25 protein-coding genes are annotated in these 15,984 nt (G+C 38.8%); 5 read left to right on the plus strand and 20 right to left on the minus strand.

All coding sequences use genetic code 11. The features are described 5' to 3' along the window. Position 1 precedes the first annotated feature (1 nt). The 5 genes from JOC83_RS08155 to JOC83_RS08175 all read right to left on the minus strand — a co-directional run bounded on the left by JOC83_RS08155 (position 2) and on the right by JOC83_RS08175 (position 4,335). The gene (locus tag JOC83_RS08155) at positions 2-1,273 is read right to left on the minus strand and encodes an ABC transporter permease subunit (protein ID WP_205186105.1); all 1,272 of its coding nucleotides are present in this window, start codon (positions 1,271-1,273) and stop codon (positions 2-4) included. Continuing rightward, on the minus strand, positions 1,270-2,142 hold the full coding sequence (locus JOC83_RS08160; protein ID WP_205186107.1) for an ABC transporter ATP-binding protein: 873 nt from the start codon (positions 2,140-2,142) through the stop codon (positions 1,270-1,272). Before JOC83_RS08160 ends, JOC83_RS08155 begins: the two co-directional genes overlap by 4 nt. Beyond that, complete coding sequence (locus JOC83_RS08165) at positions 2,143-2,901, minus strand: hypothetical protein (RefSeq protein ID WP_205186108.1); 759 nt, start codon at positions 2,899-2,901, stop codon at positions 2,143-2,145. Further along, positions 2,876-3,451, minus strand: a complete 576-nt coding sequence (locus tag JOC83_RS08170) for an RNA polymerase sigma factor (RefSeq protein ID WP_378912934.1) — start codon at positions 3,449-3,451, stop codon at positions 2,876-2,878. Before JOC83_RS08170 ends, JOC83_RS08165 begins: the two co-directional genes overlap by 26 nt. A 431-nt stretch (positions 3,452-3,882) precedes the next feature. Continuing rightward, on the minus strand, positions 3,883-4,335 hold the full coding sequence (locus JOC83_RS08175) for a GNAT family N-acetyltransferase (protein WP_205186110.1): 453 nt from the start codon (positions 4,333-4,335) through the stop codon (positions 3,883-3,885). A gap of 152 nt (positions 4,336-4,487) precedes the next feature. Here JOC83_RS08175 and JOC83_RS08180 point away from each other — a divergent pair, with 152 nt between their 5' ends. Next, positions 4,488-5,252 carry a MerR family transcriptional regulator gene (locus tag JOC83_RS08180; protein WP_205186111.1) on the plus strand — a complete coding sequence of 255 codons (765 nt, stop codon included), beginning with the start codon at positions 4,488-4,490 and terminating at the stop codon, positions 5,250-5,252. A 65-nt stretch (positions 5,253-5,317) separates the two neighbouring features. Here the strand turns inward: JOC83_RS08180 and JOC83_RS08185 are convergent, their stop codons facing one another. Continuing rightward, on the minus strand, positions 5,318-5,581 hold the full coding sequence (locus JOC83_RS08185; RefSeq protein ID WP_205186112.1) for a hypothetical protein: 264 nt from the start codon (positions 5,579-5,581) through the stop codon (positions 5,318-5,320). Between the two features lie 203 nt (positions 5,582-5,784). Here JOC83_RS08185 and JOC83_RS08190 point away from each other — a divergent pair, with 203 nt between their 5' ends. Continuing rightward, a complete protein-coding gene (locus JOC83_RS08190) occupies positions 5,785-5,973 on the plus strand; it encodes a hypothetical protein (RefSeq protein ID WP_239583427.1) in 189 nt (62 codons plus the stop codon). 57 nt (positions 5,974-6,030) lie between these two features. On the opposite strand, the gene JOC83_RS08195 is transcribed toward JOC83_RS08190, so the two are convergent. The 3 genes from JOC83_RS08195 to JOC83_RS08205 form a co-directional block, all read right to left on the minus strand. Further along, positions 6,031-6,462: a GNAT family N-acetyltransferase gene (locus tag JOC83_RS08195; protein WP_205186115.1), complete on the minus strand. Its 432-nt coding sequence runs from the start codon at positions 6,460-6,462 to the stop codon at positions 6,031-6,033. 132 nt (positions 6,463-6,594) lie between these two features. Then, positions 6,595-7,626 (minus strand): DUF4179 domain-containing protein, encoded by a 1,032-nt coding sequence (locus JOC83_RS08200; RefSeq protein ID WP_205186117.1) that lies wholly within the window; start codon positions 7,624-7,626, stop codon positions 6,595-6,597. Beyond that, positions 7,619-8,149: a sigma-70 family RNA polymerase sigma factor gene (locus tag JOC83_RS08205; RefSeq protein WP_205186119.1), complete on the minus strand. Its 531-nt coding sequence runs from the start codon at positions 8,147-8,149 to the stop codon at positions 7,619-7,621. Before JOC83_RS08205 ends, JOC83_RS08200 begins: the two co-directional genes overlap by 8 nt. 188 nt (positions 8,150-8,337) lie before the next feature. Between JOC83_RS08205 and JOC83_RS20315 the strand changes: the two genes are divergently transcribed. Both JOC83_RS20315 and JOC83_RS08215 read left to right on the plus strand, forming a co-directional pair. Continuing rightward, positions 8,338-8,550, plus strand: a complete 213-nt coding sequence (locus tag JOC83_RS20315; protein WP_378913287.1) for a hypothetical protein — start codon at positions 8,338-8,340, stop codon at positions 8,548-8,550. A gap of 13 nt (positions 8,551-8,563) precedes the next feature. Further along, positions 8,564-8,818, plus strand: coding sequence for a hypothetical protein (locus JOC83_RS08215; RefSeq protein WP_205186121.1), 255 nt, complete (start codon positions 8,564-8,566; stop codon positions 8,816-8,818). Between the two features lie 38 nt (positions 8,819-8,856). On the opposite strand, the gene JOC83_RS08220 is transcribed toward JOC83_RS08215, so the two are convergent. The 3 genes from JOC83_RS08220 to JOC83_RS08230 all read right to left on the minus strand — a co-directional run bounded on the left by JOC83_RS08220 (position 8,857) and on the right by JOC83_RS08230 (position 10,459). Then, a complete protein-coding gene (locus tag JOC83_RS08220) occupies positions 8,857-9,132 on the minus strand; it encodes a hypothetical protein (protein WP_205186123.1) in 276 nt (91 codons plus the stop codon). A gap of 119 nt (positions 9,133-9,251) precedes the next feature. Next, complete coding sequence (locus JOC83_RS08225; protein WP_205186125.1) at positions 9,252-9,599, minus strand: hypothetical protein; 348 nt, start codon at positions 9,597-9,599, stop codon at positions 9,252-9,254. A 260-nt stretch (positions 9,600-9,859) separates the two neighbouring features. After that, positions 9,860-10,459, minus strand: coding sequence for a YdhK family protein (locus JOC83_RS08230; protein WP_205186127.1), 600 nt, complete (start codon positions 10,457-10,459; stop codon positions 9,860-9,862). A gap of 265 nt (positions 10,460-10,724) precedes the next feature. Here JOC83_RS08230 and JOC83_RS08235 point away from each other — a divergent pair, with 265 nt between their 5' ends. After that, on the plus strand, positions 10,725-11,726 hold the full coding sequence (locus tag JOC83_RS08235; protein WP_205186129.1) for a DUF3231 family protein: 1,002 nt from the start codon (positions 10,725-10,727) through the stop codon (positions 11,724-11,726). Between the two features lie 55 nt (positions 11,727-11,781). On the opposite strand, the gene JOC83_RS08240 is transcribed toward JOC83_RS08235, so the two are convergent. From JOC83_RS08240 to JOC83_RS08275, 8 genes are all read right to left on the minus strand, one after another. Continuing rightward, positions 11,782-12,558: a sulfite exporter TauE/SafE family protein gene (locus tag JOC83_RS08240; RefSeq protein WP_205186131.1), complete on the minus strand. Its 777-nt coding sequence runs from the start codon at positions 12,556-12,558 to the stop codon at positions 11,782-11,784. Positions 12,559-12,613: 55 nt separating this feature from the next. Continuing rightward, the gene (locus JOC83_RS08245; protein WP_205186133.1) at positions 12,614-12,841 is read right to left on the minus strand and encodes a sulfurtransferase TusA family protein; all 228 of its coding nucleotides are present in this window, start codon (positions 12,839-12,841) and stop codon (positions 12,614-12,616) included. A 61-nt stretch (positions 12,842-12,902) separates the two neighbouring features. Beyond that, complete coding sequence (locus tag JOC83_RS08250; RefSeq protein ID WP_205186135.1) at positions 12,903-14,030, minus strand: MBL fold metallo-hydrolase; 1,128 nt, start codon at positions 14,028-14,030, stop codon at positions 12,903-12,905. A gap of 41 nt (positions 14,031-14,071) precedes the next feature. Next, complete coding sequence (locus JOC83_RS08255; protein WP_205186137.1) at positions 14,072-14,464, minus strand: DsrE/DsrF/DrsH-like family protein; 393 nt, start codon at positions 14,462-14,464, stop codon at positions 14,072-14,074. 53 nt (positions 14,465-14,517) lie between these two features. Beyond that, complete coding sequence (locus JOC83_RS08260) at positions 14,518-14,694, minus strand: thioredoxin domain-containing protein (protein WP_338038889.1); 177 nt, start codon at positions 14,692-14,694, stop codon at positions 14,518-14,520. Positions 14,695-14,708: 14 nt separating this feature from the next. Continuing rightward, positions 14,709-15,272, minus strand: coding sequence for a sulfurtransferase TusA family protein (locus JOC83_RS08265; protein ID WP_205186139.1), 564 nt, complete (start codon positions 15,270-15,272; stop codon positions 14,709-14,711). 38 nt (positions 15,273-15,310) lie between these two features. Further along, positions 15,311-15,607, minus strand: a complete 297-nt coding sequence (locus tag JOC83_RS08270) for a rhodanese-like domain-containing protein (RefSeq protein WP_205186140.1) — start codon at positions 15,605-15,607, stop codon at positions 15,311-15,313. 13 nt (positions 15,608-15,620) lie between these two features. Beyond that, positions 15,621-15,980: a rhodanese-like domain-containing protein gene (locus JOC83_RS08275; protein ID WP_239583428.1), complete on the minus strand. Its 360-nt coding sequence runs from the start codon at positions 15,978-15,980 to the stop codon at positions 15,621-15,623. Positions 15,981-15,984 lie beyond the last annotated feature (4 nt).

Raw genomic sequence — 15,984 nt, forward strand, 5'->3', positions numbered from 1 at the left:
CTTATGATAAATTTTGTTTATAAAAACGGTGTATACAATATAAGCTTGTTGTCACTAGCAACACTAGCCACGTACTAACGGTTACTAGCTCGTAATATTGAAATGTCGTAAATGCCCCACTCTCCATCCACCATTTCTTCACTCCGAGCATGAGTGGAAACGGTGTATAATGCGTGTAAATCATCCACTCACTATTGCGTGGAAGCTCCCCTGGTAGCAGTACGAATGAACCAACTATGAGTAAAAAAGTAAAAAACACAACATAGCTATTTCGAGTCCACATTGAGAGAATAAACGTCATTAGCACCACAAGAAACTGACAGATAAAGACGAGCAAGCAGCTTAAAAAGACATACTGAATGAACGACAAATTCCACCAGCTCATAAACGCCATGTTGTTACCTTCTGTTAAAAACCCTGAGCTAATGGGAACGTGCCATAATCTTGAATAATCAAATACGAGAAAATAAACAACGAGCGTGCTTCCTAACAAGTAAGCCGTCATCGTCATCGATGCAACAATGGCTGCACACAGTTTATTTCTTACGACTTTTCTTCCTCGTTTTGTAGAATACGTAACCAATGATGTACGTTGATCAAATTCATAGTTAACAACAAAAGCAGTGACCAACGTGATTAGCAATAACGCTTCAATCATGACAGAGAGAAATAATGTTTGAAACAATAAGCTGTGAGTCTCATATGCCTTTCCATTGAAAAAGAGAGATAAGTGCTCCTGATTGTCCGTTAATTCATCTAGTCGTGGCTGAAAGGATTCGTATTGTTTTTTTACGATTTCAGCTGCATCACCACTTAGCCCGTACAAACGAATATACATGGCTGCTACTTCTTCTAGATTCAGAGTGTTATATCTTTGAATAATTTCTTCTGTCGAAAAGACATAAGACTCTTTTACCGCTAATTCACTAGCTTGGATAAGCTCTTTTTCAGTGTATACGTTCTTTTCAATGATGGAATAATAGGTTTCTGGATTAAAAAACGCCTGCATGGACTCATATGTGTGTCCACTCTTTTCTTTTGAAAGCTCATTCCACGCTTGTAACTCTGCACGGTAATCCGCTTCAAGACTAGCTCTTCCCTTCTTATCCATTAGCACCCCATGCTCGTCGATAATGGCATTTAATAGACTCATGCCCTCACGCATCGGTGCATGTAAATAGATTTGATAGCTATTAAAAGCGGTAAATAAAAGAAGTAACACCCAAACAATGGGTGACCGTATAATCTTTTTCAACTCTAATCTCGTTATCATGACGGTGACACTTCATCTTGATAAAGGTGAAGAAATACATCTTCTAAGCTTGGTGATACCTCTTTCCAATGATGTTGCGCAGGCTCATTGGTTAAAAAGCGTATAAGCATCTTTCCATTTTCTTGTTTTTCCGATAATGAAAGGTATTTTTTTCGAAAATTAGCGGCTTCATCAAACTGAACTTCCGTTTCATACACGAGTCCAGTAATCTTACGACAAATGTTGGAAACAGTATCTTTATATAACACTTGTTTGTCTTTAATCATAATGATTTCGTTCGCAATTGATTCAACATCGGAGACGATATGCGTCGATAAAATGACAATGCGATTTCGTGCTAAATCGGTAATTAAGTTTCGAAATCTCACACGTTCCTTCGGATCAAGTCCTGCCGTTGGTTCATCTAAAATTAAAATCTTTGGGTCATTTAACATCGCTTGTGCAATTCCTACACGCTGAATCATGCCTCCAGAGAACTTCTTCATTTTTTTATGCGCCACATCCTCTAAAGCAACGAGTCTTAATAATTCCACTACCCTTTCTTTTGCTTCGTTACGGCTCATTCCTTTTAACGCTGCAAGATAAAGTAGATACTTCGTTGGTGTGTCGTGCTTATAGTAGCCAAATTCTTGCGGCAGGTAGCCCAGTACTGCTCGGTATCGTTCATCTAGCTTGATAATCTCTTGACCTTCATATAAGATTTCTCCACTTGTTGGAAACAGAAGTGTCGTGAGCATTTTTATTAATGTTGTCTTTCCGGCTCCGTTTGGGGCAAGAAGACCGTATACACCATAATGAAATTCAAGATTCACATCATGTAAAGCCTGAAACGAGCCAAAGTTTTTAGATACATTTTGTACCACTAACATCTATAAAACCCCTTTCACTTGTTGATAAGACATCATTTTTTTCAAACGTAAAAAATAAGCATACGTACACAGAGCAAACACAATAACGTATCCGTATATCGGAATATGACGCAGGATTACCAGATAAACCTCTATACTGTATACAGCTGCCGTCACGTTTATCAAAAGCCAAGCGCCGATAAATCCATAACTGCCCCATTTCTTTCTCACTTTTTGTGACACGTATAAAAAGCTTGTGGCAAACAGACTGAGCGAGCTCATGGACATGCATAGTGCTTCTAAAACATGAAGCGATTCGTAAACGAGCGAAAGAATGACAACGACCGCTCCATTACATACAATTGCGCCTAGCCCAAACACTAGCATGCGAAACGCGGCTAACTGAAACACGTGATATTTACACGTCATCTCCACTTCAAATGTACGTCGCTCACTCGCTCGAACAAGAAAGAAAACAGCCATGAGTAAATACAAAAGTGGTGACGAAACAAAAAGTAAGGAATATAGCTGATTTATTGAATAGAGTTGATCAGCTGTATAAAACCAGCCTAATCCAAGAACGGAAAGCCCTATGAAGAACACAAACAACACGTCAGTCGCATCATGAAACAAATAACGAAATCCCAATTGCTTGTACATTTCGTTTAAATGCGCTGGAAAGGAGGTTGGCTTTTTCACTCCTTTTGCGACGATTTCACGAATCTGTGTTTTCATCGTCTGCTCATCTGGATAGTCAACGCGCCATGTTTCTTTTTTCATCGTTTTGCTCCTCCAATCTTCGTTTTAATGTTCGAATGGTCGCGTAATATTTCGTTTTCACAGACGACTCAGGAACATCAAGCGTTGTTGCAATTTCTGCAAACGTATAATCAGCAAATAACTTTAAACGCAGAATCTGCTGTGGAAACAAATCAAGCTCGTTAATGTGAAACGTTACTCTTTCGACCTCTTCTTTTCGTTCCAATGTCACTGTAAAATCTTCTTCACCTGAAATAAAGAGCTCTTCCATCGCATCAGACATCCGATCATACTTGTAATGCCTTGAACGATAATAGTCCACAATCCGATTTGTCGCAATTTTATAAAGCCACGTTTTAAAGGACGCGCGTTTTCCTTCAAAATGGTGAATCGACTGAAGCATGCTTATAAAAATTTCTTGCGTCAAATCGAGCGCCAACTCTTTGTTTATCGTCTGCTTGTACACAAATCCATACATTTGCGAATAGTACATCGATACCAACTCATTCGCCGCATGCTCATCTGATTTTTTCTGAATGAGCTTAATCCACTTTTTCTCTTTGTTCAACATAGTACCTCGTCCATTCCCAGCTCGTTGTTTGGTCGTTCATGTGTATAGTCGTAAAAAAGTTCCATATAGTTTTAAAAAACATGAAAAATAGTTAAAACTTTTTTCTTGCTGTTGACTAAATAATCGAGTTTGGTTGATTTCTACTCCAGGTTGCTCGCTTAACTTCGGCGGGATTTCTGTCTCCCTGGCCGTTGAATAAGCATCTTAGACTCGACACCTCACTCATGCGTTTTCACCTTGCACCCCACTCAACCTGATACAGCTATCTCTACAGTCACCCATAAAAAAAAGTTTGGTTGCATATGTAAAACGATGATCAATCATCTTTTGTTGCTCCTGATAAAGAAAAAAACGCCTGTTTTGTCCAGACGCTTTGACTGATCATTGATTAATGTGACACTTTTTCGACCGAAAAGACTCCCTTCACTTACCTACACATCTCGCGACAGGCGAATCATATCGACACATTGAATGCCATTTTCATAGATTTCTTCTTCATAGTGACGAAGGAAGAAATTCTGATCGACTCCTACAATACGAAACCCACATTTTTGATAAAGAGCTAATTGGCCGATGCTAGAATTTCCCGTGCTAATTTCGATTGTTTTATATCCTGCTTGCTTAGCTCTTACAATGGCATCTCGTACTAACTGCTTGCCAATCCCTCTATTTTGCTGTGACTCTGCCACCGCTATATTCACAAGCTCGACAGTTTCAGGTCTTGTCGGAAGGAGCACATACACACCAATGACCTCTTCTTTTTCTTCTATCACAACGCATTGTCCTCGTTTTATGTAGTCGTTGACTAATTGTGGAGATGGATCAGCTAGTAGTAGTAACTGCATGGGAGGCTGTTCGTTTTTTTCTGCTAATCGAATGTTCATACGGTTCCTCCTTTTACCAATTTCTTCATAGTGTTATCCTACTAAAAATAGACGTCGTTAGCTATCCTCTTTTTTGTTAACTATAATGAATAAAAACCCTTTACATTCACGCAACGTCAACCTGTATAGTGAAATAGTCAGGAGGTGAACGCATGGAATATACAGTAAAAAAACTTGCGAAGTTGGCTGGAGTGACGAGTCGTACATTACGATACTACGATGAAATTGGGATTCTAAAGCCGGCTAGAATCAATTCATCAGGCTATCGCATTTACGGTGAAGAAGAAGTGGATCGTCTTCAACAAATTCTCTTTTATCGGGAACTCGATGTGGACTTAGAAACGATTCATCACTTGTTGTCTTCTCCGACTTTTGATCATGTTAAAGCATTAGAAGAACACCGCGAAAAACTTCTGACAAAGCGAAAGCAGTTAGATCTGTTAATTCAAAACGTGAATCAAACCTTAGCCGCAAAAGAAGGGAGAATGATGATGAGTGATCAAGAAAAATTCGAAGGATTCAAACAGCAATTAATTGACGAAAACGAGAAAAAACACGGAAAAGAAGTCCGTGAAAAATATGGTGATGACCAAGTAAATAAATCAAATGAAAAACTAAAAGGAATGTCACAAGCACAATACGAAGAAGCAGAAAGACTTGGTGAAGAAGTGCTGAATGTGTTACACGAGGCGTTTCAGACTGAAGATCCTGCAAGCGACTTAGCACAAAAAGCAGCCGATTTACACCGTCAGTGGCTTAGCTCTTATTGGGATGAGTATTCAAAAGAAGCACACGCAGGTCTTGCGCAAATGTATGTCGATGACGAGCGTTTTACGGCTTACTATGATAAAAGGCAACCTGGTATGGCTGCGTTTTTACGCGATGCGGTTTTGATTTATGCAGGTACAAAATCATAAAAAAGCGAGTAGGCTGAGTCAAATTACGCGGTTTTCCTCCGTTTGGCTCAGCCTCTTCTCTCTACTCAATCATCAGCGCGTAGATAATCAATCTCTTTTTCCACCCCATCTAATTTTGCGCGATATTGCTTTTTCAATACCTTATAATGCTTTTCGTATTTACACATTGCACATGAGCAATGTGTTTTGGCTTTTGACAAGCGGCCAGGCTGTTGAATGAGCTTTTGCTCTTCATTCCATCCTCTCGCTACTGTTGTTATGTACAATTTTCGTTGAATAACTCGCCGACGTTGGTGTCTGCGATATGCTCGGTTGCGTTCCATGTTCACAACACGTCCTCTCCTTGAGATCACATACGATCCTGCAGAGAGACTCAAGGAATAGAATGGCATCTCTACAGGAACGTATTTAAGGACGTCGTGAACACAACTGGAACGATGATGTTAATAACCGTCATCTAATCCCTCCAGATGTGAAACCTTACTGTTAATCTATCATATTACATATGCTAAAAATGGTCATTCTATTTATAATGTGGATTGTCTTAATTGGGGGCTTACTAGGACTAGGGTTTGTTATTGATTTAGTAGCCAAGAAACGCAAAATCAATCTTGACCCTGAAGAAGGCATTAAACATACGTCTGAATCCGAGCGTGTGTATGTAGAGACTCATTTACACAATACGAGACAAGGCAATGATACGAATGGTCCAACACTCTAAATTCACGTAAAAGAGTTGCTTGTAGCACACAGCTATAAGCAACTCTTTTATCGTTTTTTATTTCATCTTCTTCACAAACCCTGTGCTTTTCGGTTGAAACCCTCGTTCGATATAAAAGTGGTGAGCATCCTTTCGTTCTGTTCGGTTGCCGCTGTTAAGGGTGACGCTAGTCGCCCCTTTTTGTTTAGCCCAACGCTCTACTTCCTTTAAAAGAGCGGTCCCAATTCCTTGACCTCGACATGTTTCATCAACAACAAAAGCAATCACTCTTACATAGGATTGATCATCTTTAAAAAGAAGGCCATCGTGTAGACCGACAAACGCAACGATTGTTCCGTCTTGTTCAGCGACAATCCCTTCATAATCTTCGTGATGCTTCAGTTTGTTCAATCGGTCTTGCATTTGCTTTTCTGTTGTTATATATCCTAGCTGTGTCATTAGTTGTGCAATGGCAGGTGCGTCTTTTACCTCTATAAGACGGATGTTCAATCTCGCTCCTCCTTTTGTATCGCTAACTCTCTTTATTCGAGAGCAAAGTATCCATTCCCTCGCTTTTTCTAAAAGAAACCATTTTTCAACCCACTAGGTACATCATTCGCTTGCATTTTTTACATAAAAAGATTACGGTAGCGTCACGTTCGTTTGTAGCTCGGTGATAGGATGGTTTTCCCAATGAGTGGTTCCGTCATGATCATCATAAGGTTGAATGGTGAAAGACTTTGGCACGTCTTTAAATGGTGGTAAAAGTAACATAATTTCACGACCGTTTTCTCCTGTTGCTCCAACTTGTAGCTTTAAATCTCGATACACATTTCCTTTATCATCGATTACTTCGTAACGAAACATCGGCCATGTATCGTTCTTGTCTTGTTCAGTTGGATAATCAATCCCTAAGTCAATTCTTGTTCCAAGAGTCATAAAGGCAATTTGCTTTACGGTCATCGCATATTGTTTATCTTTTGTTTCTACTCGTTCATTCGGTTGAACAACGACGCGTTGATCACTTCGTTTTTCTAAAGGAAACGCGACTTCCCACGTTCCTTTTTGACCAAAAATGTTTTCTCCACGAACGGCTATATCAATTTTATCACCGAACTGGTCGAGTTGTTCCATCGTATATTGATGAGATTCAATCACGGTATGTTCATCAACGGAATCTGAACTTGCCCCTCCAATTGCTAGCTCTGGCTCGTTTCCATTAATGGTAATGTAGCGCAACCCTTGATGAATTTCTCCTTTTTCACCAATTAATAAACCGTCACTTCCTGTATATTCAACTGTGACAACTAATCGATTTCCATCATAAACGGCTTCTTTTACTTTCATCGTGATACCATTTTTTGTATCTTCTTCCTCAATCGAATTTGCTAACTGCTTCTGTTCAATTTCTTTTCCTGCAATATCATAAAGCTCTAAATAGATAGAACCAATAACGGGAACTTTCGTTAATGTTTGTGCCAAAGCAGGTGAAAGAAACCCAGCCCCTAGCATACTAGTCAGTAAAAGTCCCGCTGCCACCGTACTTGATACCCACCTTTTAACGCTTCGTTTTTTCTTTTTGGCTTGCAGCATGGCAATGGATTCACGCTCTTTTAACTTCTGTTCAGGAAAAACCATTTCATCCATTGACTGATTAAATTCTTGTTTATCCATGTAAATATCCCTCCTTTAAAATTGGACGCATCGTTTTCTTAGCTCGGTGTAAACTCGATTTGATCGTTCCTTCAGGACTGTTTGTGAGCTTGGAAATTTCTTTTACTGGTAAGTCGTAATAATAGCGAAGTAAAATCAACGTTTTTTGCTCATGATCTAGCGCCGCAAAAGCAGCTGTTAAGTCGAGCGAATGCTCAACATGACGAATCATATCAACTGAACATAAATGAGAGAATGAATCTGAGTTGGCGATAAACTGTTTTGATGACTTTCGAATAAAATCAATTGCTTTATTTGCGACGATTTTTACAATCCAAGCTTGAAAATGCTCACGGTTCTTTAATGTTTTAAGAGAGAGATAGGCTTGATAAATTGCATCTTGATAGAGATCTAGCGCATCTTGTTCATTTCGCACATAAAGATACGCTGTTTTATACAGCCGATGACGAACAGTTGCTATAAGCTGTTCGAATGCTTCATCATCTCCCTTTTGTGCATGCTTTACTAATTCTGAAATGTTCATCTCTTTGCTCCTTTCTTTACTAGTAGTCGTTTGAAGTGAAAAGTTCGTTGCAAAAAAAGGAGAAATATTTTTAATTATGTAAAAGCCCCTATCCTTTTGGCGATAGAGGCTTCTGTTCACGCTTTCCATGAAGAAACCACAAAATGCACTGTAAAAAAGAGGAATGCCTTCTATAGAATCCAATCGTTATCTTTGGTGCGTTTCTCTTTACGACCTGTTTTATCGCCTCTTCAGACAACCATTTCCTGATTATATTCTTTTTATTTTTTGCTATTAAAAACTTTATACGGGGTGTGTTGGAGTATACTTACAAGAGAGAAGAAAAGGGGCATTTCATTTTTCCAAACGATAGGTATGCTCGTGTTGCTGATCGCTACGTCTATGTTTTTTACTTAAGATGATTGGAGAAATAGAGTGAAACAAACCATTCGTTTTTTATTAACCATTGCGGTCATTGTGATCGTATGGGTGTTCTTTTTTGGTATTCGATTAATTGGCTACGTGGACTCTGTTCAACAAAAAGGGCTTCGTGCAACCGAATGTGGAACGGTTGGCTGTAGCGATATAGCGTTTACTTTTAGTACATTGTGGACCGCTTCATTTTTCGTATTTATCCCACTTTTACTACCGATTATTGTCTCTGTCTACGCATTTAAGAAAAAAGCTTAAGGGAGAACCGCACGTCTCCCTTCTTCCTCAGAAAACTATTACCTCATTAGTTGAACAAGTGACACAACGATAATGAGTCCTAACAATCCAACATGCACCCACACAACAACTTTCAACGTGAATTTAGCCCATTCCTTTTTACGCTTTACAAACCAAAAGACAAGCGAGAAAAGAAGTGCGCTCATCATCCCTTGTATGTATTCCTCTTTAGTTAAAAATGAGATAACATTTATAATAGCTACTAATCCAAACATGATTTCATAAAGTTTTGTGATTCTTTTCGTTCTCTTTGCTTCATGTGACAATTGGTACATTATTCTGCTCCTTTTTAGCTTATCATCTTTTTATTTTAGCAAATTTTCTCTACAGATAGTAAAACAATAAGCTCAATAGGAAATTTAATATTCATAGCTTTTCTAACTAAATGACGAGCTTAAGATAATTTCCATGCCGGAATTAAAGAATGGAAGTGAAAGAAGTAGCTCATCGGTATATGAATAGCTGTGTATATGGCAAGAGTGATGACATATGTCAAAAACCATTGAGGAACCGCTACATTAAGAAATGTGTAAAGTAAGAACATCCCTACTGGAAACGGAACCAATACAATTAACCACATTGGACTTCCTACGGCTTCGGTTAAAGCACCTAATGAAACGACCGCAAAGCCAATGATGAGTGCTTGCCAAAAAGGTAATTCGGTTTTAAAAATTAAACTGGCGATAAAATAAGAAAATCCATTCAAAGATACCGCTAGAATAAAATCAAACACATATTTCATTCTAATTTCCCTCCTTTCATTTTAATTAATTTCTTACTTACGTCAGGAATAGCTTATGCATAGACTTCGAGTGATTCCATTTAACAGCTCTTTTACAGAAAAGAGGGATTTTTATCCATTTTATTTTAACATAAATTTCCTCTTAATCTTTTCATTTTTTACAATTCTACTAACTATTCTCTAAATCATAAAAAAGCTGAGTATAAAACCTTTGCGATTTTATACTCAGCTTTCAATTCTCTCTCTATTGTTTCATGACCTTATTCCTTAGCTGATAACTCGTCTTCTGTTACCCATTTGTGATTCTTCACTTCTTCACCTTCACTAGACGTATAATCAATCATATACACGGTTGTTTCTTCTGCTGATTCAATGGCCGCTTTTGCGCCTTTCATTCCTTCCATATGATCCGCTTCTAGTGTGACTTCTGATCCTTGTTCGAGTGGCTTGTCACCTGCATCTTTGATTTCTTCATGGATAACCCACTTGTGGTCTTCTACACGCTCTCCACCGTTTGTTGGATCATATGAAACCACATATGCGACTGTGTCATAAGCGCCAACAATGGTTGCTTCTGAACCTTCCATGCCTTTCATATGCCCTTTTTCAATTATAGCTTGACTTCCTATTGGATAAGTAGGATTTTCTGCTTCTTTTAACCCCTCTGGAACTTCACCTGAACTAGAGTGGTCCATATCAGAATGATCCATGTCGCTGTGATTTTCCTCCATGCTTTCTTCAGAGCTTTTTGGCTCTTCTGTGTTTTGCTCCTGAGAGTTATCTTCACTACCTGCACCACAAGCGGATAGAGCCAAAGCTAAAAGTGCAGAAGCCATCCCTATCGTCATTTTCTTTTTCATGATAAGCCTCCTAACGATGATCTTCTTATTTTACTTCCCACAAAGAAAGTAAATAAATGCACAAAGATAATACACGTTTCTAGCATTCATATTTCCCTTATTAAATTGTCCTAAACACTCAGGTTAAAAAACAACTATTCGTATCTTTCTAGCCAATTTAGCGCATACTTTGTACTAGTTAAATGTGTTGCATTCCTACTCAGTATTGATAAGGAAATGAGGCATCATACATATAAGCGAATTAACGATGAAAAGGATGAATAACATGTCACACCAAAAAGCGCTTAGCGGAAGTGAACTTGCTACACTTTGGATGACTTATCAGCAAAAAACCATGATACAGCGGTTTTTAGAATATTTTATTGAGAAAGCCGATGATGAACAAGCAAAAGAAATTTTAGAGTATACCCATCAACAAGTTATTCAATACATTCAACAAATTCAATCTATTTTTACAAGCGAAGGCGCCGTTATTCCCGTTGGATTTACAGAAGAAGATGTGAACGTAGGTGCACCTAAGCTGTATGACCATCATTTTGACATCATGTTTCTTCGTCAATTTAAAGAAATTAGTATGGGGTTACACACCTTGCATATTGCCATGGCATATCGACACGACATCATCCTTTTATATAAAGAGCTAACAGCCTTTACCCAAACCGTATACGAGCGATGTGTTAGCTTCTTACAAGAGAGAGATGTATTGATTACCTCTCCATCTGTCACGATGCCTAAGCGAGTTGAATTTGCATCAGGACCTAGCTATATGTCGGGTATCAATTTATTTTCAGATAAGCGATCATTAAACACGGTTGAGCTCGCTCATATTTATTTTGCGATCGAGGCCAATATTTTTGGGATGCAGCTGATGACTGGGTTCGCTCAAGCGGCAAATGAGACGGAAGTAAAGAAATTTTTTATTAAAGGAAAAGAGCTATCAAAAAAAATTGTAACGGACTATACGCAAATTTTGCTTCAAAGTGACATTCAAGCTCCTTCGACATGGGGAGCAAAAGCGACAGATTCGAAGGTTTCTCCATTTTCAGATAAACTGATGATGTATTGTACGAGCTTATTTTGCAGCTTCAGCTTAGGAAGTAACGCCTTAGGTACAACATTCAGCCTAAGAGCAGATTTGCCCTTAAAGCTACTTACTGTCGCAAAAGATGTGTTAACCTACGCGCAAGATTCTGGTAAAATCATGGCTAAAAACGGATGGATGGAACAACCACCAGGAACAGAAGACCGTAATGAATTAACGAAATAAAGAAGGGTTGTGTCGAAGGAAGCTAAAGCTCCTCATTTGACACAACCCTTCCTTTTTATAAAATATCCATCCAAATCTTAACCGCAGTCGCAAAGATTAGAAGAGCCAAGACAACTTGTAAAATCTTTGTATTTATCTTTTTACCTGCCATCGCCCCTAATGGAGATGCGATTAAACTAGCAATAACCATAATGAAAGCTGGAAAGTAATCAACCTGACCTGTCGTAATTTTACCAATGGTTGCTCCAATGGATGAAATAAACGTAATCGCAAGAGAGGACGCAATGGTCATACGCGTTGGAATTTTCAACACAACGAGCATAATAGGTACAAGTAGAAACGCACCTGCTGCACCAACGATTCCTGATCCAATTCCGACGATTAACGCTAAAACGGCTGCTAGCCACTTATTAAACTTCACTTGATCTAATGGAATGTCATCAATTCCTTTTTTAGGTATGAACATCATAACCGCTGCAATTAGGGCTAACACTCCATAGACGACGTTAATGCCACCTTCTGACATCACACGTGAACCGAAACCACCAATAAAGCTACCTATTAAAATACTCACACCCATGTAACCGATGAGCGTTTTGTTTAAATAGCCACCTTTACGATATGCCCATACACCACCGATTGTCGCAAAGAACACTTGTACAGCACTAATTCCTGACACTTCATGCGCACTAAAGGCAGCTAAACCGAATAATGGTGGAATGTATAATAGCATGGGGTATTTAATTATGGAACCCCCAATCCCAAGCATCCCTGAAATATAAGAGCCAATAAAGCCAATTAAGAAAATGGTAATAATAAATGCAAAATCCATGCTGACTCCTCCTTTAATCAAGAAAAGGGAACCGTTTCTTGGTTCCCTTTATTCATTAACCCTTTTTAATCCAGAATTTGAACACGTCGCCTTCTTCTTCGTGTTTCACTAATTCGTGGCCGCCTGATTTTGCCCAAGCTGTTAAGTCACTTTTTGCTCCTTTATCTGTTGCGTGAATTTCTAATACCTCACCTGACTGTAAGTCGTTCATTGCTTTTTTTGTTCGTACGATTGGCATTGGACATGCTAATCCTTTTGCATCTAATACTTTTGTTGCTTCCATCATAAGTACCTCCTAGAATGTGTTAGTTGGGAGGGAGCTTGATCCCTCCACAATTGATTGTTTAGCGTACCGCACAACGGTTTGGACCAATCTCCATTTCACGTTGTTTGTCTTCGTCTGGTGCGATTTTGCCCATGTTTGTTTGACGAATTTCTTGGTATGCATTCGGCTGAGGTGGTAAGTTTTCTGTTACTAATTTACGGAACTCACCTTCGTCTTCAATGTTTAAACCATGGTTTTCTGCATAAAGTGCACCTAATTTTTTCGCTACACTTCCGTCACTGTTTAACTCTTCAATGATCATAAAGTGAGCTGGCAATACGATTAACTCATCTGATAACGCCTTATAGCGTGTATAAAGACTTTCACGTAAATCTCCTACCCAATCTTCAGCCATACCTGCTAAATCAGGACGACCAATTGAATCAATAAATAAAATGTCACCTGATAACAAGTACTTCTCATCAACGATAAATGATGTTGAACCAATTGTATGACCTGGTGAATACAATGCGTGAATGTTAATCGTTGTGTTTCCGATTGTCACATCACGACCGTCTTCTAATGCTTCGTATTTAAACGTTACTTCTTCTGCATCTTTCGGTGGTAACCAGTATGTTGCACCTGTATTTTCTGCAATGACGCGTCCACCTGAAATGTGGTCGGCATGTAAGTGCGTATCAAATACGTGTGTAATGGTTGCGTCAATGCTTTTGGCGAACTCAATGTACACATCTGTCATACGAGTTGAATCAATAATTGCTGCTTCACCATTTGATACAACCATGTACGATAAGCAACCTTTACCGATTCGTACGAATTGATACAGTTCACCGCCATCTTTTAAATCGCCCACTTTAACTGGCTCTAAATGCTCACTCCATGCTCGCATGCCACCTTGTAGGTAAGAAACGTCTAATCCTTCATCTGAAAGCATGTCAGCAACCATAATGGATGAACCTTCTTTTGCACAGACAACTAAAATGTCTTGATCTTTTGGAAGCTTATCCATGATTTCTTCCACACCGTCTAATAAATCGAAATAAGGAATGTTTAAGTAGTTAAAGTTTTCACCTTCGATTTTCCAATCTTGAAATGCATCTTCATTACGCACATCTAAAATAAACAATGATTCTTTATTGATTACTTTTTTCGTAACTTCTTTCGCTGTCATTGGTTTTACTGCCATTTTCAATTACCCCCCAAGGTATATTTTTAGTTAAAAAAATATTAAAATGTTAATGTCATTGCATCTTTCGCAAATTCTAAAAATGTGACTGCTCCTGCTACTTCAATTCCATCAACAAAATCTTCTTTTTCTAATCCCATCACGTCCATTGTCATTTGACAACCGATGAATGTGACACCCATTTCTTTTGCCATTGCTGCTAGCTCTGGGATTGATGGTACGTTTGCTTTCGCAAATCCTTCTGCAAACTGTTCTTTTCCTTCAGGCATTGGAAGATTTGCATTTGCTTCTTTATGAATTAAATTTAATCCTTCGAATGTGAAGAAAATCGCGACCTCTTGTTCGGTAGCTGCTGCTGCCGTTGCGATATTAAATACTTTGTATGCGTCAAATAATCCACCGTTACTTGCGATAATTGCTACTTTGTTACTCATCTAAAGTTCCTCCTAGTTTTGTAATAATGATATGATTGAATGCAGGCCGAAACCTATGACCCATTGTGGTTTACTTCTGTTTGTGACACACCCATTTGTCTAGTTGTAATCACAAGCTTCTGCATAAGGAATGGGTCATATTCCACGTTCATTTCACGAAATGGAATTCGTTGAGCTGATAAAAAGTGCTTTAACATGACACCATACAAACAGCTTGCATGGGACTTCATATCAGTCGCTCCTTTTAGTTTGTGCTCGTTGTGTTTCCAGACCACTGGCTCATGCCAGGTACAACGTTGATGACATTTGTAAAACCTTTCTCTGTTAACGTTTGAGAAGCTAAATCACTACGACTTCCTGTGCGGCATACAACAAAGATGTGTGCGTCTTTGTTCAATTCACTAACGCGTGCTTCTAACTCTCCTAATGGAATGTTGACAGCGTTGGGAATATGATTGAATGCATATTCTGCTTCTTCACGTACGTCTAACACGACAATGTCTTCGTTTGCATCAAGCTTAGCTGTTAGATCTTCGTTGCTTGCTACATGCGGGTGCTTTTTCTCAATTGCTTCGTCGTTTGATGATTTACGTAAAAAGTGCTTTAATACGTCCCCTTCTTCAATCGTGCCTAAATATTGATGACCTGTACGCTCAGCCCATGCTTGAATATCTGCTTTTGAACCTTTATCCGTTGCTTGCACTTCTAACACTTGACCTGGTTCTACATCATTCATTGCTTTTTTCGTTTTCACAATTGGCATTGGACATGCTAATCCTTTTGCGTCTAACGTTACATTTGCTTTCATTCTTTTACCTCCTAGGGTATATTTTCTGTTAAAAAAATTTATTCTGTGCGTCCTTCCCAAGCAAGCATACCGCCTGTCATGTTGATGACGTTAAACCCTTGTGATGCTAAGAACTGTGACGCTTGACCACTTCGGCCACCCGAACGACAAATGATAATATACTCTTTTTCTTTATCTAACTCATGCATACGAAACTCAACTAAGCCTAATGGAATGTTAATAACACCTGGAATTTTCCCTTCCGCTACTTCACTTACTTCACGTACATCAATCATATTTAACGTTTTTCCTTCATCAATGAACTGCTCTAATTCTTTTGGTGAAATCTCTCTCATCCTTAATTCCTCCTTATCGCCAAGCGTTCATGCCGCCTTTGACGTTTGTTACGTTTTTAAAGCCATGTTTCACTAGCTGTCTACTTGCTGCGTTACTTCTCATGCCACTTTGGCAAATCACTACGACTTCTTTTTCTTTTGATAATTCATTCACTCGATTTGGTAGTTGCTGTAGTGGGATGTTCTTAAAACCTCGAATGTTTCTTCCTTTAAACTCACCTGGTGTACGAACATCAATGTATTGCTTGTTTTTATCACCTAACTCATTTTTTAATTGAGTAGTTGTCATGTTGCGAACACCGCTTGTTGGTAATAACCGTCTTAGTAAAAAGAAAGCGACTAGTCCAAAGAGTACGTATTGAATATATTCCAACGAG

The sequence above is a fragment of the Priestia iocasae genome (assembly GCF_016909075.1).
GTDB classification, from domain to species: Bacteria; Bacillota; Bacilli; order Bacillales; family Bacillaceae_H; genus Priestia; species Priestia iocasae.

What these genes read in the sequence shown, in the direction of transcription:
- JOC83_RS08200 (WP_205186117.1), bottom strand. Translation starts at nt 7,626, where the DNA reads ATGGATAAACAAGAATTTAATCAGTCAATGGATGAAATGGTTTTTCCT.
- JOC83_RS08250 (WP_205186135.1), bottom strand. Translation starts at nt 14,030, where the DNA reads ATGGCAGTAAAACCAATGACAGCGAAAGAAGTTACGAAAAAAGTAATC.
- JOC83_RS08240 (WP_205186131.1), bottom strand. Translation starts at nt 12,558, where the DNA reads ATGGATTTTGCATTTATTATTACCATTTTCTTAATTGGCTTTATTGGC.
- JOC83_RS08205 (WP_205186119.1), bottom strand. Translation starts at nt 8,149, where the DNA reads ATGAACATTTCAGAATTAGTAAAGCATGCACAAAAGGGAGATGATGAA.
- JOC83_RS08190 (WP_239583427.1), top strand. Translation starts at nt 5,785, where the DNA reads ATGTGGATTGTCTTAATTGGGGGCTTACTAGGACTAGGGTTTGTTATT.
- JOC83_RS08235 (WP_205186129.1), top strand. Translation starts at nt 10,725, where the DNA reads ATGTCACACCAAAAAGCGCTTAGCGGAAGTGAACTTGCTACACTTTGG.
- JOC83_RS08260 (WP_338038889.1), bottom strand. Translation starts at nt 14,694, where the DNA reads ATGAAGTCCCATGCAAGCTGTTTGTATGGTGTCATGTTAAAGCACTTT.
- JOC83_RS08160 (WP_205186107.1), bottom strand. Translation starts at nt 2,142, where the DNA reads ATGTTAGTGGTACAAAATGTATCTAAAAACTTTGGCTCGTTTCAGGCT.
- JOC83_RS08270 (WP_205186140.1), bottom strand. Translation starts at nt 15,607, where the DNA reads ATGAGAGAGATTTCACCAAAAGAATTAGAGCAGTTCATTGATGAAGGA.
- JOC83_RS08175 (WP_205186110.1), bottom strand. Translation starts at nt 4,335, where the DNA reads ATGAACATTCGATTAGCAGAAAAAAACGAACAGCCTCCCATGCAGTTA.
- JOC83_RS08265 (WP_205186139.1), bottom strand. Translation starts at nt 15,272, where the DNA reads ATGAAAGCAAATGTAACGTTAGACGCAAAAGGATTAGCATGTCCAATG.
- JOC83_RS08245 (WP_205186133.1), bottom strand. Translation starts at nt 12,841, where the DNA reads ATGGAAGCAACAAAAGTATTAGATGCAAAAGGATTAGCATGTCCAATG.
- JOC83_RS08255 (WP_205186137.1), bottom strand. Translation starts at nt 14,464, where the DNA reads ATGAGTAACAAAGTAGCAATTATCGCAAGTAACGGTGGATTATTTGAC.
- JOC83_RS08170 (WP_378912934.1), bottom strand. Translation starts at nt 3,451, where the DNA reads ATGTTGAACAAAGAGAAAAAGTGGATTAAGCTCATTCAGAAAAAATCA.
- JOC83_RS08225 (WP_205186125.1), bottom strand. Translation starts at nt 9,599, where the DNA reads ATGAAATATGTGTTTGATTTTATTCTAGCGGTATCTTTGAATGGATTT.
- JOC83_RS08180 (WP_205186111.1), top strand. Translation starts at nt 4,488, where the DNA reads ATGGAATATACAGTAAAAAAACTTGCGAAGTTGGCTGGAGTGACGAGT.
- JOC83_RS08230 (WP_205186127.1), bottom strand. Translation starts at nt 10,459, where the DNA reads ATGAAAAAGAAAATGACGATAGGGATGGCTTCTGCACTTTTAGCTTTG.
- JOC83_RS08155 (WP_205186105.1), bottom strand. Translation starts at nt 1,273, where the DNA reads ATGATAACGAGATTAGAGTTGAAAAAGATTATACGGTCACCCATTGTT.
- JOC83_RS08220 (WP_205186123.1), bottom strand. Translation starts at nt 9,132, where the DNA reads ATGTACCAATTGTCACATGAAGCAAAGAGAACGAAAAGAATCACAAAA.
- JOC83_RS08165 (WP_205186108.1), bottom strand. Translation starts at nt 2,901, where the DNA reads ATGAAAAAAGAAACATGGCGCGTTGACTATCCAGATGAGCAGACGATG.